Source organism: Dellaglioa sp. CoH-57-MRSF-18, assembly GCF_056781995.1.
In genome coordinates, this window is record NZ_JBXAXX010000003.1 from 1 (window position 1) to 15,500 (window position 15,500).

General features: G+C 36.7%; 7 protein-coding genes, 8 tRNA genes and 1 riboswitch. Of the genes, 14 read left to right on the forward strand and 1 reads right to left on the reverse strand.

Going from position 1 to position 15,500, the window contains the following annotated elements; all coding sequences use genetic code 11:
- Positions 1-77: 77 nt before the first annotated feature.
- The 14 genes from AC1RPG_RS03685 (at position 78) to AC1RPG_RS03750 (ending at position 14,529) form a co-directional block, all read left to right on the forward strand.
- Positions 78-150: transfer RNA gene (locus AC1RPG_RS03685), tRNA-Val, on the forward strand.
- A 3-nt stretch (positions 151-153) separates the two neighbouring features.
- Positions 154-226, forward strand: a tRNA-Lys gene (locus AC1RPG_RS03690).
- Between the two features lie 18 nt (positions 227-244).
- Positions 245-326, forward strand: a tRNA-Leu gene (locus AC1RPG_RS03695).
- 14 nt (positions 327-340) lie between these two features.
- Positions 341-416: transfer RNA gene (locus tag AC1RPG_RS03700), tRNA-Thr, on the forward strand.
- Between the two features lie 15 nt (positions 417-431).
- Positions 432-503 (forward strand) — tRNA-Gly (locus AC1RPG_RS03705).
- Between the two features lie 11 nt (positions 504-514).
- Positions 515-603: transfer RNA gene (locus tag AC1RPG_RS03710), tRNA-Leu, on the forward strand.
- 28 nt (positions 604-631) lie between these two features.
- Positions 632-705, forward strand: a tRNA-Arg gene (locus AC1RPG_RS03715).
- A gap of 12 nt (positions 706-717) precedes the next feature.
- Positions 718-791: transfer RNA gene (locus AC1RPG_RS03720), tRNA-Pro, on the forward strand.
- Between the two features lie 129 nt (positions 792-920).
- Positions 921-1,388 carry a CtsR family transcriptional regulator gene (locus tag AC1RPG_RS03725; protein ID WP_481761623.1) on the forward strand — a complete coding sequence of 156 codons (468 nt, stop codon included), beginning with the start codon at positions 921-923 and terminating at the stop codon, positions 1,386-1,388.
- A gap of 14 nt (positions 1,389-1,402) precedes the next feature.
- Positions 1,403-3,880 carry an ATP-dependent Clp protease ATP-binding subunit gene (locus AC1RPG_RS03730; protein ID WP_481761622.1) on the forward strand — a complete coding sequence of 826 codons (2,478 nt, stop codon included), beginning with the start codon at positions 1,403-1,405 and terminating at the stop codon, positions 3,878-3,880.
- A gap of 65 nt (positions 3,881-3,945) precedes the next feature.
- Positions 3,946-5,292 carry a glutathione-disulfide reductase gene (gene gorA / locus AC1RPG_RS03735; RefSeq protein WP_481761621.1) on the forward strand — a complete coding sequence of 449 codons (1,347 nt, stop codon included), beginning with the start codon at positions 3,946-3,948 and terminating at the stop codon, positions 5,290-5,292.
- A gap of 264 nt (positions 5,293-5,556) precedes the next feature.
- Positions 5,557-9,147, forward strand: a complete 3,591-nt coding sequence (gene rpoB / locus AC1RPG_RS03740) for a DNA-directed RNA polymerase subunit beta (protein ID WP_481761620.1) — start codon at positions 5,557-5,559, stop codon at positions 9,145-9,147.
- 96 nt (positions 9,148-9,243) lie between these two features.
- Positions 9,244-12,897 (forward strand): DNA-directed RNA polymerase subunit beta', encoded by a 3,654-nt coding sequence (gene rpoC, locus AC1RPG_RS03745; protein WP_481761619.1) that lies wholly within the window; start codon positions 9,244-9,246, stop codon positions 12,895-12,897.
- Between the two features lie 143 nt (positions 12,898-13,040).
- Positions 13,041-13,138, forward strand: a riboswitch (purine riboswitch).
- Between the two features lie 65 nt (positions 13,139-13,203).
- Positions 13,204-14,529 carry a nucleobase:cation symporter-2 family protein gene (locus tag AC1RPG_RS03750; RefSeq protein WP_481761618.1) on the forward strand — a complete coding sequence of 442 codons (1,326 nt, stop codon included), beginning with the start codon at positions 13,204-13,206 and terminating at the stop codon, positions 14,527-14,529.
- A gap of 35 nt (positions 14,530-14,564) precedes the next feature.
- Here AC1RPG_RS03750 and AC1RPG_RS03755 read toward each other — a convergent pair whose 3' ends face one another.
- Positions 14,565-15,257 carry a prepilin peptidase gene (locus tag AC1RPG_RS03755; protein ID WP_481761617.1) on the reverse strand — a complete coding sequence of 231 codons (693 nt, stop codon included), beginning with the start codon at positions 15,255-15,257 and terminating at the stop codon, positions 14,565-14,567.
- Between the last annotated feature and the right edge of the window lie 243 nt (positions 15,258-15,500).

Genomic DNA, 15,500 nt, shown 5'->3' on the forward strand with positions numbered 1-15,500 from the left:
TAAGCTTCTTAGCGCCAAGAGTAGTTGGGGGTCGCCCCCTGCGAGGGTAGGACGTTGCCATGCTTTTTTTATTATTTGGAGGTTTAGCTCAGTTGGGAGAGCGTCTGCCTTACAAGCAGAGGGTCACAGGTTCAAGCCCTGTAACCTCCATTTGAGCCGTTAGCTCAGTTGGTAGAGCATCTGACTTTTAATCAGAGGGTCGACAGTTCGAGCCTGTCACGGCTCATTTTCAATTCCACATTCTGCGGGTGTGGCGGAATTGGCAGACGCACTAGATTTAGGATCTAGCGTCGTAAGACGTGGGGGTTCAAGTCCCTTCACCCGCATCATTTTCAGTTATGCCGACTTAGCTCAGTTGGTAGAGCACCTGATTTGTAATCAGGGGGTCGGGCGTTCGAATCGTCTAGTCGGCACCATTTTTTAATTTTTTTGCGGAAGTAGCTCAGTGGTAGAGCATCACCTTGCCAAGGTGGGGGTCGCGGGTTCGAATCCCGTCTTCCGCTTTTCAATAAATGCCGGGGTGGCGGAACTGGCAGACGCACAGGACTTAAAATCCTGCGGTGAGTGATCACCGTACCGGTTCGATTCCGGTCCTCGGCACCATTTATTGTTTTAATTTTATATTTTTAATGCACCCATAGCGCAACTGGATAGAGTGTCTGACTACGAATCAGAAGGTTGTAGGTTCGACTCCTACTGGGTGCATTTTTTTGTGTTCGGGAAATAGCTCAGCTTGGTAGAGCACCTGGTTTGGGACCAGGGGGTCGCAGGTTCGAATCCTGTTTTCCCGATTAATTGAAAAAGGAATTTAAACTTTATGTTTAAATTCCTTTTTTTGTTTAGGACAAATAACTTTCAATTTTAATTTATATTTCGTATAATGAAAGTCAACATTAGTCAAACTATTTGAGGTGATGAATATGCAGGGTCAGAATATTTCTGATGTGATTGAGAAGTATTTTAAGAAAATTCTTTTAGACGAAAAAGAAATAGTCATTAAACGTTCTGAAGTTGCTGAATTATTTAATTGTGTACCATCGCAAATAAATTATGTTATTAACACGCGATTTACTATTCAAAATGGATATGTAGTAGAGAGTAAACGTGGTGGCGGTGGATATATTAGGATAGAAAAGGTAAATCTTTTTGTAGATCAAGAATTTATTCAAACAATAGAAAATTTAATTGGTACAAACGTATCCCAACAAGAAGGTTACGATATTATTCAAAGTTTATATGATGAGAAGACATTGACAAAAAAAGAATCAAATTTAGTTTTAGCTATAATAAAGAAAGATGTTTTTCTTGGTATGGATACAGAATCAGAAAATATGATACGCGCTAAAATGTTGATTAATTTAATTAATCGCTTACGATATGAAGAGTAGAAAGAGGTAATAATATGGATAATTTATTTACGCCGAGTGCAAAAGAAGTTCTTATTCGAGCACAGGAAGCTGCTAAACACTATCGTCAACAAGCCGTTGGTACTGAACATTTACTTTTGGCTTTGTCTGAAGTACAAAATGGTATTGCAGATAAAGTATTGAAACAATTTAATGTTGATCCAGAAGATATAATGGAAGAAATCGAAAGATTCACTGGTTATGGATCATTGAGATTAAATAAAAATGATAATTATTTACCTTACTCACCAAAAGCAAAAATGATTTTATCAATTGCTAACGATGAAGCTAAAAATTTAAATGCAAGTAAGGTGGGTACAGAGCATCTTTTACTAGCGCTAACAAGTAATAATGAAATATTATCATCAAGAATTATGGGCGGATTAAGTGCTGATGTTAAGCAGGTACGTAAAATGATTTTCCGTCAACTTGGTGTCAGTGAAGTTCAGATGAGACAAAAGAATCGTGGTAAACAAACTCCAGAAGAGGGAACACCTACATTAGATGAATTAGCACGTGATTTGACTAAAATGGCTCGTGATAAGCAGATTGACCCTGTAATTGGTCGAGATTCTGAAGTGAAAAGATTAACTCAAGTATTGAGTCGTCGAACTAAGAATAATCCAGTGTTAATTGGTGAACCTGGTGTTGGTAAGACTGCAATCGCTGAGGGGTTTGCTCAACGATTAGTTGACGGAAACGTTCCTGAAGACATGATTGGAAAACGATTAATGATGCTTGATATGGGATCATTAGTTGCGGGAACAAAATATCGTGGTGAATTTGAAGATCGGTTAAAGAAAATATTGAAAGAAGTATACACGACTAAAGATGTTATTTTATTTATTGATGAATTACACACGTTAATTGGTGCAGGGGGTGCAGAAGGTGCAATAGATGCATCTAATATATTAAAACCTGCATTGGCTCGTGGTGAAGTTCAAGTTATTGGTGCAACGACATTAGATGAGTATCAAAAATACATTGAATCTGATGCTGCTTTGGAACGACGTTTTGCGACAATCACAATCAAAGAACCAACAGAAGCACAGACTGTTGATATTTTAAAGGGACTCCGACCTAAATATGAGGCACATCATCGCGTGCAAATTACCGATGATGCAATTGAAGCAGCAGTAGAAATGGGTAATCGATATATTACTGATCGATTCCTACCTGATAAGGCGATTGATTTAATGGATGAAGCCGCTGCTCAGGTTCGTATTGAGCGCCCAAGGACTAAATCAAAATTAAGTAAAAAACAAGATCAACTTGACGAATTGCGTCAACAAAAAGATGATGCAGTTAGTCAGCAAGATTTTGAATTAGCTGCGGGTATTCGTACAAAAGAAATGCGTGTTAAAAAGCAGGTTGAAGATTTAGAAGCCGAAAAAAATGCTGCCGTTAAGTCTAGTGCAGAACATTATGATATAAAGGTAACTAGCGAAGAAATTGCAGGAATTGTTTCTGATTGGACAGGTGTTCCAGTACAACAATTGAATAAAAGTGAAAGTGATCGCTTAATTCATCTTGAAGACATTTTGCATAAACGTGTTATTGGTCAAAATGAGGCAGTTAGCTCAATTGCAAAGGCTATTCGACGTGCTAGAAGCGGATTGAAAAATCCAGCAAGACCAATTGGTTCATTCATGTTCCTTGGGCCAACGGGTGTTGGTAAAACTGAATTAGCTAAGGCACTTGCTGAAGCTATGTTTGGCTCTGAAGAAGCAATGATTCGAGTGGATATGTCGGAATATATGGAAAAATATAGTACAAGTCGCTTGATTGGATCGCCACCAGGTTACGTTGGATATGATGAAGGTGGACAATTGACTGAAAAAGTTCGTCAGACACCATATTCTGTTGTTCTCTTGGATGAAGTTGAAAAAGCGCATCCTGATGTTTTTAATATTTTACTTCAAGTGTTAGATGATGGATACTTAACAGATTCTAAAGGACGTCGTATTGATTTTAGAAATACAATTATCATTATGACATCTAACTTAGGTGCAACTGCCGTTCGTGATGAGAAGTTTGTTGGATTTGGTGTAGAATCTGAAAAAGATGAATATAAGGCAATGTCTGGAAAAATTCGCGCGGCTCTTAAAAAAGCCTTTCGTCCAGAATTTTTAAACCGAATTGATGAATCAATTATATTCCATTCATTAACTAAAGTTGAATTACATGAGATTGTGAAATTGATGACTAAAGAAGTTATTGATAGGTTGAAGGAACAAGATATTAAGGTTAAAATATCACCTGCAGCAATTGATGTGATTGCTAAGGCAGGGTTTGATCCAGAATATGGTGCTAGACCCATTCGTCGTGCATTACAAACAGAAGTTGAGGACCGTCTAAGTGATATTCTTCTTTCTGGTCAAATAAAAGATAATGATAATATTACAATTGGTGCTGTAAAAGGTGTTATCAAAGTAACGATTAAAGAATCAAAAACTAAAGTAGCAGTGAAGTAAACTTAAAAAGGTGTAACTATTCATGTAGTTGCACCTTTTTTATCACTAGAAAAGGAGTGTTATCTATGGAAAAAATAGATCTTATTGTAATTGGTGGAGGCTCTGCTGGAATTGCAGCAGCAAATCGAGCTGGTTCTTTTGGAAAAAAAGTAATTTTAATAGAAGGAAATGAAATTGGTGGAACTTGTGTCAACGTTGGATGTGTACCTAAAAAGATTATGTGGTCTGCAGCAGCGTTAGCACAAGATTTTGATTTAGCTACTGATTATGGGTTTACTAAACAACAGCCGCAACTTGATTTTGAAAAATTAGTTGCTAACCGTTCTGCATATATTGAACGATTACATGGCGCATATTTCAGAAATTTAGATAAAAATCAGGTACAAGTCATTAAAGGCTATGCAAAATTTATTGATAATCAAACAGTTGAAGTTAATGGCTCAAAATATGTCTCAGAGCACATACTAATTGCAACTGGTGGAACACCCAATATACCCGACATTCCTGGCGCAACGTATGGGATTGAATCTAATCAATTCTTTGATGATTTGAAAGAATTACCTGCTAAAGTTGCGGTTATCGGAAACGGTTATATTGGTACTGAACTTGCTGGAACGTTGAATGCACTAGGGTCAAAAGTTCACATGTATGCAAAATACGACACGTTGTTACCTAATTTTGATGAATTAATTTCAACAAATGTAACAGAAACGTATATAGAAAATGGAATTGATATTAGTTTTAACTCAAAGGTGACAGAGTTGAAACGGCGAAGTGATGGTAAATATGAAGTTATTACCAATGATGACTCATTGGTCGTAGATTGTGTTATTTGGGCGGTTGGCCGCCGACCAGTTACCGATAAAATGAATATTTCTGCCACAAATATTAAATTAAATGATAATGGTACTATTGTGGTCGACGAGTATCAAAATACATCAGTTGCTGGTATTTATGCGACTGGGGATGTTATTGGTAAACTTGACTTAACACCTGTTGCAATTGCAGCTAGCCGAAGATTAATGGAGCGTGTGTTTAATAATAAACCTACGGAACATTTAGATTATAAATTGGTACCCACAGTGGTATTCTCACATCCAGTTGCTGGAACGATTGGTTTAACTGAAGCTGAAGCAACTTTAGAATATGGTCAAGAAAATCTAAAAATTTATCGATCATCATTTACACCAATGCGTTATAGTTTAGGTGATAGTAAGGTGAAGGAAAACCTGAAGTTAATTACGGTTGGTAAAGATGAACGAATTGTTGGATTACATGGTGTTGGAGAAGGCATGGACGAAATGCTACAAGGATTTGCAGTAGCAATTAAAATGGGCGCAACTAAAAAAGATTTCGATGATACAGTTGCTATTCACCCAACGAGTGCTGAAGAATTTGTGACGATGACTTAATGAGCACGAACTGTTGACATCCGATTCAATAGCGTATATGATAATTAAATGTATAATACTGTGAATTTTTATAGCTGATTACGATCTATTGTCCGTAAGAAGCCTTATAGAGAGACAAAAATGGTGATTATTTAAAAATAAATAAACTGTTTTTGTTTTTTCTTTTGCCAAAAAAACCGATTTTTTCGTCTAGTATGCAATTTGTAATCAAACTGTAATATAAAATCATCGGACTTTGGCAGGTTTACAGAATAAATTTGAGAGGTGACTAATTTGGCTGGACATTTAGTAAACTACGGTAAACACAGTACACGTAGAAGTTACGCACGTATCAAAGAAGTTTTAGATTTACCTAATTTAATCGAAATTCAAAGTGACTCTTACCAATGGTTCTTGGATGAAGGTCTTCGTGAAATGTTTGAAGACATCATGCCAATTGACGATTTTGCTGGTAACTTATCATTAGAATTTGTTGATTACCAATTATTAGAACCTAAATACACTGTAGATGAAGCACGCGCACATGATGCGAACTATTCGGCTCCATTACATGTTACATTACGTTTAACTAACCATGAAACTGGCGAAATTAAATCTCAAGATGTTTTCTTTGGTGATTTCCCATTAATGACAGAACAAGGAACATTTATCATTAATGGTGCTGAACGAGTTATTGTTTCTCAATTAGTTCGTTCACCAGGGGTTTACTACAATGGTTCATTAGATAAAAATGGCCGTGAAACATATGGCACAACTGTTATTCCTAACCGTGGTGCATGGTTAGAATATGAATCAGATGCTAAAAATATTTCATATGTACGTATTGATCGTACACGTAAAATTCCATTAACTGAATTGGTCCGCGCTTTAGGATTTGGTTCTGATGATGAAATTATTGAAATGTTGGGTAACAATGATAGCTTAATGCTAACACTTGAAAAAGATGTTCATAAAAATACGGATGATTCACGTGTTGAAGAATCTTTAAAAGATGTTTATGAACGTCTACGTCCCGGCGAACCTAAAACAGCTGATAGCTCACGTAGTTTATTGACAGCTCGTTTCTTTGATCCAAAACGTTACGACTTAGCTCCAGTTGGTCGTTACAAAATTAATAAAAAATTAAGCTTGAAAACACGTTTATTGAACCAAACATTAGCTGAAACATTGGCTGATCCAGATACTGGTGAAGTACTTGCACAAAAAGATACCGTAATTGATAAACAAGTTATGGAAACTTTAGCACCATATCTTGATCGTCAAGATTTCAAGACGGTCACATACCACCCATCAGAAGATGGTGTTGTTACTGAACCTATGGTACTTCAAATCGTTAAGGTTTATTCTCAAGTAGACCCAGAACGTGAGATGCCAATGATTGGTAATGGCAATATTGACTTACAATACAAACATATTGTACCTGCTGATATTATTGCTTCAATGAACTATTTCTTTAATTTAAAAGAAAATATTGGTTCTGTGGATGATATTGATCATTTAGGTAACCGTCGTATTCGTTCAGTTGGTGAATTACTACAAAATCAATTTAGAATTGGTTTATCACGTATGGAACGTGTTGTACGTGAACGTATGTCAATTCAAGATACAACAACTGTTACACCACAACAATTGATTAACATTCGTCCTGTTGTGGCTTCTATTAAAGAATTCTTTGGTTCATCTCAATTATCACAATTCATGGATCAAACTAATCCACTTGGTGAATTGACACATAAACGTCGTCTTTCTGCCTTAGGACCTGGTGGTTTGACTCGTGATCGTGCTGGATATGAAGTTCGTGATGTTCATTACACGCATTACGGTCGTATGTGTCCAATTGAAACGCCTGAAGGACCTAACATTGGTTTGATTAATAGTTTATCAAGTTATGCACGTGTTAACCGATATGGTTTTATTGAAACACCTTATCGTCGTGTGAGCTGGGAATCACATCAAGTAACTGATAAAATCGATTACTTGACTGCTGATGAAGAAGATAACTATGTTATTGCACAGGCTAACTCACCATTAAATGAAGATGATTCATTTGTAAATGAACTCGTTATGGCTCGTAATCGTTCAGAAAATATCGAAATCGGTATTGATAAAGTCGATTACATGGATGTTTCACCTAAACAAGTTGTGGCTGTTGCTACAGCATGTATTCCTTTCTTGGAAAATGATGATTCTAACCGTGCCTTGATGGGTGCCAATATGCAACGTCAAGCTGTTCCTTTAATCAATCCTCATTCACCACTTGTTGGTACAGGTATTGAATATAAGGCAGCTCATGATTCTGGTGTCGCTTTAATTAACAAAAACGAAGGTACTGTTGAATACGTTGATGCACGTGAAATTCGTGTTCGTCGTGAAGATGGCGCTTTAGATAAATACAAATTAATGAAATTCCATCGTTCAAATGGTGGTAAAAACTACAATCAACGTCCAATTGTTCGTGTAAACGATCATGTTGATGCTGATGAAATTTTAGCTGATGGTCCTTCAATGGAAAATGGGGAATTAGCTTTAGGCCAAAACCCATTAGTTGCCTTTATGACTTGGAATGGTTATAACTTTGAAGATGCTGTTATCATTAACGAACGTCTTGTTCGTGATGATGTCTACACATCAATTCATATTGAAGAATTTGAATCAGAAGCACGTGATACAAAATTAGGACCTGAAGAAATTACTCGTGAAATTCCTAATGTTGGTGAAGATTCATTAAAAGATCTTGATGAATTTGGTATCGTCCGTATTGGTGCTGAAGTTAATGATGGTGATATCTTAGTTGGTAAAGTAACACCTAAAGGGGTTACTGAATTATCTGCTGAAGAACGTTTATTACATGCTATCTTTGGAGAAAAGGCTCGTGAAGTACGCGATACTTCATTGAAAGTTCCTCATGGTGGTGGCGGTATTGTTCAAGATGTTAAAATCTTTACTCGTGAAGCAGGGGATGAATTAAGTCCTGGTGTTAATATGATGGTTCGTATCTACATTGCACAAAAACGTAAGTTACGTGTGGGTGATAAGATGGCTGGACGTCATGGTAACAAAGGGGTTGTTTCAATCGTTGTCCCTTCTGAAGATATGCCTTACATGCCAGATGGTACACCAGTTGATATTCTTTTGAATCCCATGGGTGTTCCTTCTCGTATGAATATTGGACAAGTTTTAGATCTTCATTTAGGTATGGCTGCTCGTAAATTAGGTATCCATGTTGCAACACCAGTTTTTGATGGTGCTCGCGATTCAGATATCTGGAATGTCTTTAAAGAAGCTGGAATTTCAGATGATGGTAAGACAATCTTATATGATGGACGTACAGGTGATGCATTTGATAACCGTGTTTCTGTAGGTGTTATGTACTATATGAAACTTGCTCACATGGTTGATGATAAAATCCATGCTCGTTCAATAGGACCATACTCATTAGTAACGCAACAACCATTAGGTGGTAAAGCACAATTTGGTGGACAACGTTTTGGTGAAATGGAAGTTTGGGCACTTGAGGCTTATGGTGCTGCTTACACGTTACAAGAAATTTTAACGTATAAATCTGATGATGTTGTGGGTCGTGTGAAAACATACGAAGCAATTGTCAAAGGCGAACCAATTCCTAAACCAGGTGTTCCTGAATCATTCCGTGTTCTTGTTAAAGAATTACAGTCATTAGGATTAGATATGAAAGTACTTGATGCTAAAAAGACTGAAATTGAATTACGTGACATGGATGATGACGATGATGATATCGTTAATGTGGATGCGTTAAGCAAATTAGCTAATGAACAAAAAGAGAAAAAAGCTAAAGAAGAAGCCGAAAAAATGGCTGCTGAAATGAACAAAGAATAATTTTGGCTTAGTTACTGAACTCAAATTTGTGTGGATGAAGCTAATGCTTAGTTTGAGAAATCCAACACACTATAAAACTAAAGGGAGGTCGGTCCTTTGATCGATGTCAATAAATTTGATAGCATGCAAATTGGCTTAGCATCTTCTGATAAGATTAGAAGCTGGTCATATGGTGAAGTTAAAAAGCCCGAAACAATCAATTATCGTACATTAAAACCTGAAAAAGACGGACTATTCGATGAACGTATTTTTGGACCAACAAAAGATTGGGAATGTGCCTGTGGTAAATACAAACGTATTCGCTATAAAGGTATCGTCTGTGATCGTTGTGGTGTTGAAGTTACTCGTTCTAAAGTACGTCGCGAACGTATGGGTCATATTGAATTAGCTGCACCAGTTACACATATCTGGTACTTTAAAGGAATTCCAAGTCGTATGGGTCTTGTCTTAGACATGAGTCCTCGTGCTTTGGAAGAAGTTATCTACTTTGCTTCTTACGTTGTTACTGAACCTGGTAACACACCTCTTGAAAAGAAACAGTTATTAACAGAACGTGAATATCGTGAAAAACGTGAAGAATACGGGACTGAATTCGAAGCTGGAATGGGTGCTGACGCTATTCGTCATTTATTACGTGATGTTAATCTTGCTGGTGAATCTGAAGAATTAAAAGAAGAATTGAAAGATGCTACTGGCCAAAAGAGAACACGTGCTGTTCGTCGTTTGGACATTTTAGAAGCATTCTTACTTTCTGAAAATGAACCTGCATGGATGGTTATGGATGCTGTTCCTATTATTCCACCTGACTTACGTCCAATGGTTCAATTAGAAGGTGGCCGTTTTGCCACTTCTGATTTGAATGATTTATACAGACGGGTTATTAACCGAAATAACCGACTAAAACGTTTATTAGATTTGAACGCTCCTGGTATTATTGTTCAAAATGAAAAACGTATGTTACAAGAAGCTGTTGATGCATTGATTGATAATGGTCGTCGTGGCCGTCCAGTTACTGGACCTGGTAACCGACCATTGAAATCTCTTTCACATATGTTGAAAGGTAAACAAGGACGTTTCCGTCAAAATTTACTTGGAAAACGTGTTGATTATTCAGGCCGTTCAGTTATTGCTGTTGGACCAACGTTACAAATGAATCAATGTGGTATTCCTCGTGAAATGGCTTTGGAATTATTCAAACCATTTATGATGAAAGAACTTGTTAAACGTGAAATGGCTTCAAATATTAAAAATGCTAAACGTAAACTTGATCGTCGCGATGAAGATATCTGGGATGTTTTAGAAGAAGTTATTGTTGAACATCCAGTTCTCCTTAACCGCGCACCAACACTTCATCGTCTTGGTATTCAAGCTTTCGAACCAATTTTAGTTGATGGTAAAGCAATTCGTCTTCATCCCTTAGCTTGTGAAGCTTACAATGCTGATTTTGATGGAGATCAAATGGCTATCCATGTACCTTTATCTGATGAAGCACAAGCAGAAGCTCGTTTGCTTATGTTAGCTGCTCATCATATCTTGGCACCTAAAGATGGTAAACCAGTTGTAACACCTTCTCAAGATATGGTTTTAGGTAACTACTACCTTACAATGGAAGAAGCTGGCCGCGAAGGCGAAGGTATGATCTTTAAAGATGCTAACGAAGCTGTAATGGCTTACCGTAATGGTTACGTTCATTTGCACACTCGTATTGGATTACAAACAGCAACATTAGCTGCTGAAGGTAAACCATTTACAGATTGGCAAAAAGAACGCATTATGATAACAACTGTTGGTAAAGCAATCTTTAATGAAATTTTACCTAATGAATTTGCCTACATTAATGAACCTAAGAATGATAACTTAATTAATAAAACAGCCGACAAATATTTTGTTGAACCTGGTCAAAATATTGGTGATGTTATTAAAGCACAAGAAATTATTTTACCTTTCAAAAAAGGATTCTTGAGTGATATCATTTCTGAAGTTTATAAACGATTTAAAGTAACTGAAACGTCTAAGATGTTAGATCGTCTTAAAAACTTAGGTTATGATCAATCAACACATGCTGGTATTACAGTTGGTATTTCTGATGTAACTGACTTAAAGGAAAAACCTGCAATTATTGAAGAAGCTCATAAACAAGTTGCTTTAGTTGCAAAACAATTCCGTCGAGGTTTGATTACAGAAGATGAACGTTATGAACGTGTTATTGCTATCTGGACACAAGCAAAAGATGATATTCAACAAAAACTAATGGAAGCATTGGGCACACAAAATCCTATTCAAATGATGAGTGATTCTGGAGCCCGTGGTAATATTTCTAACTTTACTCAATTAGCTGGTATGCGTGGTTTGATGGCAGCTCCTAATGGTAAAACAATGGAATTACCTATTATTTCTAACTTCCGTGAAGGTTTGTCAGTGTTGGAAATGTTTATTTCAACTCATGGGGCTCGTAAAGGTATGACTGATACGGCCTTGAAGACTGCCGATTCTGGATACTTGACTCGTCGACTTGTTGATGTTGCTCAAGATGTTATTATTCGTGAGAAAGATTGTTTCACTGATCGTGGCTTAGATGTATCAGCTATTAAAGAAGGAAATGAAATGATCGAACCATTGTATGACCGTATCTTAGGTCGTTATGCAATGAAGACCGTTAAAAATCCTGAAACTGGTGAAGTTATTGTCGCTTCAAACGAAATGATCGAAGAAAGCAAAGCGCAAGCAATTATCGCTGCTGGAATCGAACAAGTAACTATCCGCTCAGCATTTACATGTAACACTAAGCATGGGGTTTGTGAACATTGTTATGGTCGTAATATGGCTACTGGTGATCAGGTTGAAGTTGGTGAAGCAGTTGGTACTGTTGCTGCTCAATCAATCGGTGAACCCGGAACTCAATTAACAATGCGTACTTTCCATACTGGTGGGGTTGCTGGAGATGATATTACACAAGGGTTACCTCGTGTTCAAGAAATCTTCGAAGCACGTAATCCTAAAGGTCGTGCTGAAATTACAGAAGTAACAGGTATGATTGAAGCAATTGAAGAAAATCCTGCTGAACGTACTAAAGAAGTAACAGTTAAAGGTGAAACTGATACACGAACATATAGTTTACCTTATACTGCTGTTCTTAAAGTTGCCGAAGGTGATAAAATTCATCGTGGTGAAGCACTAACAGTTGGTTCAATTGATCCTAAACAATTAATTCAAGTTCGTGATGTTCTTTCTACGGAGAATTATATTCTTCGTGAAGTTCAAAAAGTATATCGTATGCAAGGGGTAGAAATCTCTGATAAGCATGTGGAGGTTATGTCTCGTCAAATGTTACGTAAGGTTCGCGTTATGGATCCCGGTGACACAAATGTATTACCAGGTACTTTAATGGATATCATGGATCTTAAAGAAGATAACTATAAGACATTGATCAAAGGTGGCATTCCAGCTACTTCACGTCCTGTCTTACTTGGTATCACTAAAGCATCTCTAGAAACAAACAGTTTCTTATCAGCTGCATCATTCCAAGAAACAACTCGTGTTCTTACGGATGCTGCTATTCGCGGTAAGAATGATCCATTAATTGGTCTGAAAGAAAATGTTATTATTGGTAAGATTATTCCTGCCGGTACTGGTATGCCAGATTACCGTCAAATTAAACCAAAAGAAACAGGTTCAATTTCAGCTAATGTTTATTCAATCTCAGATATTGAGAAACGAATGAAAGAAGAAGAAGCTAGCGTGAACGATTAACGTCATAGCTAAAAAAGAACAATTCTTATTAATTTAAGAGTTGTTCTTTTTTTTGTGCTTTATTAGCGAACAATTAACGCTTACATTTTAATAACGTCCGCAAACCATTGTATGGGTAAATAGACTGTGTTAATATTGTCATACAATAAAAAATACTGATCACCTATATAATGTCATGATATGGATGCTAGTTTCTACCCGGAGCCGTAAATTCCGGACTATATGTGAGTTAAAGCAAGCATGTATTAGGCATGAAATCCATAGAAAATCCGACTTATTAGTGTGAAAGATAATGTGGAGGATCAAATGAAGAATAGCACGGAATTAGAAAATAGTAGTTTGGATGAATCTAATTTATCAAATTTTAGAGCAGCAATATTAGGATTACAGCATTTATTAGCCATGTATTCAGGCGACATTTTGGTACCATTATTAGTTGGGGCTGCACTTGGGTTTAGTACAAAACAAATTACTTATTTAGTTTCGATGGATATTTTCATGTGTGGGATTGCAACATTATTACAATTGAAACGCACACGTTTTACTGGCATTGGTTTACCTGTAGTACTTGGGTGCGCGATTGAATACGTTGCACCATTGACTGCAGTAGGAAAACATTTTGGATTAGGAACAATGTATGGATCAATTATTGCTGCTGGTATTTTTATATTTCTAATTTCGGGATTCTTTGCAAACATTAGAAAATTCTTCCCACCAGTAGTGACAGGATCATTAATTACGTTAATCGGATTAACGTTAATTCCAGTTGCCTTTACCAACATGGGCGGTGGGGATGTGACAGCCAAATCATTTGGTAGTATCCCTAACTTAATAGTTGCAGGTGTAACCATTGCCGTTATTTTAGGCTTGAACATTTGGGGCCGCGGATTCATTCAACAAGTGGGTATCTTAATTGGTATTTTAGTTGGTGTGGTCGTTGCCTCATTTATGGGAAAAGTAACATTAGACCCAGTTAGCCAAGCTAATTGGTTTCAATTACCCCATGTTTTTATGTTTGCTGCCCCTAAATTTGAATGGTCATCAATTGTGACTATGATATTAGCAGCGTTAACAACTATGATTGAATCAACTGGTGTATTTTTTGCGCTGGGAGATATCGTTGGTCGTCCAATCAGAAAAGATGATTTAAAAAAAGGGTACCGTGCTGAAGGTATCGCAGCTGTTTTAGGTGGTATCTTTAATACGTTCCCATACTCGACATTTTCACAAAATGTTGGAATTGTGCAACTATCAGGAATTAAAACGAAGAAACCTGTTTATTTTTCAGCGTTCTTTTTAATTGCTTTAGGGTTACTTCCTAAAATTGGTGCAGCAGCAACTGTCATTCCAGCAGCCGTTTTAGGTGGTGCTATGTTAGTTATGTTCGGTATGGTTGGTGCACAAGGTATTAAAATGTTGCGCGAAGTTGAAGGTAGTAATAGTAATTTATTAATTATCGGTATTTCGGTCAGCTTAGGACTTGGTGTAACAGTACAACCAGCATTACTCCAAGCATTACCCTTAACAATCCAGACCATTTTTGGTAATGGACTTGTTGTCGGTAGTCTGTCGGCTGTTATCTTAAATATTCTATTCAATTATGGTCATTTGAATGACGCAATCGAAGATTAAAGTAAAAGCTAAGCAAATTTGCTTAGCTTTTTTATTTATATGAAGAAAGATAACGCAATAGTAATATAAACGCCAAACGTTATATGTGGGACAAATGGGAAAAATTGATATCGACTCTGTTTTACAGTAAAAAAGTAGATAAGTGAGCTGATACAAGCAAAAAGAGTGGCAATCAAACAAAAATGAACACCAAATGTTAGTTGAATGATAATCAGTAAAATAAAATCGCCAAGGCCGAGCTTTTGTTGAAAACATAAGACAAATAGAAACAGACTGAATAAGCTAATTGCTATTAGTGAGTCTGGAAACCCAAATAACAGATAATGCCACAGGATGAATAGTATTCCACCACCGATAGTTAAGCGACCAGAAATCAGTCGGTTAGTGAAATCCATAGCTGATAGAAAAGTTAAATAAAATAAGAACGTTATAAGTAATAGAAATTCAAAAAGAGATAGTTGAGTGAAAGATAAGGGCAACATGGCGGCCAAACTACATTCAAAAATAAATGAATAGGCTGGGAATTCTCCCTTGCAGAATCGACAGTGTCCGTGTAATCTAAGATAAGCGTAGATAGGAATTAGATCAAACCAAGGTATTTTTGTACCACAATAGTCGCAGATTGATCTTTTGTTGAATTGATTCTGATTCAATGCACAGCGTGTGGCAATGCAGGTGATGAATGAACCTAGGCAAGCACCTAGTAAAAATAAATAACTAATTAACATAATTTAAATCCTCCTATTAAAAAATACGCTTTTTAGTGTAAATACCATTGACGTATATTAAATACCGTGATATTCTGTGTAAGGTGCTTTTTGTGAACAGTTAATTCATCTACATAGTTGAGATTCTGTATAACAGCAGCGCATTATAAGACAGACGTCTAGGACGTTATTTTTTATTATTAAAAAATGAACCACCTGGATGTGTGGACTTAAAAAACAATTAACCTATAATAAGGAAGGAGG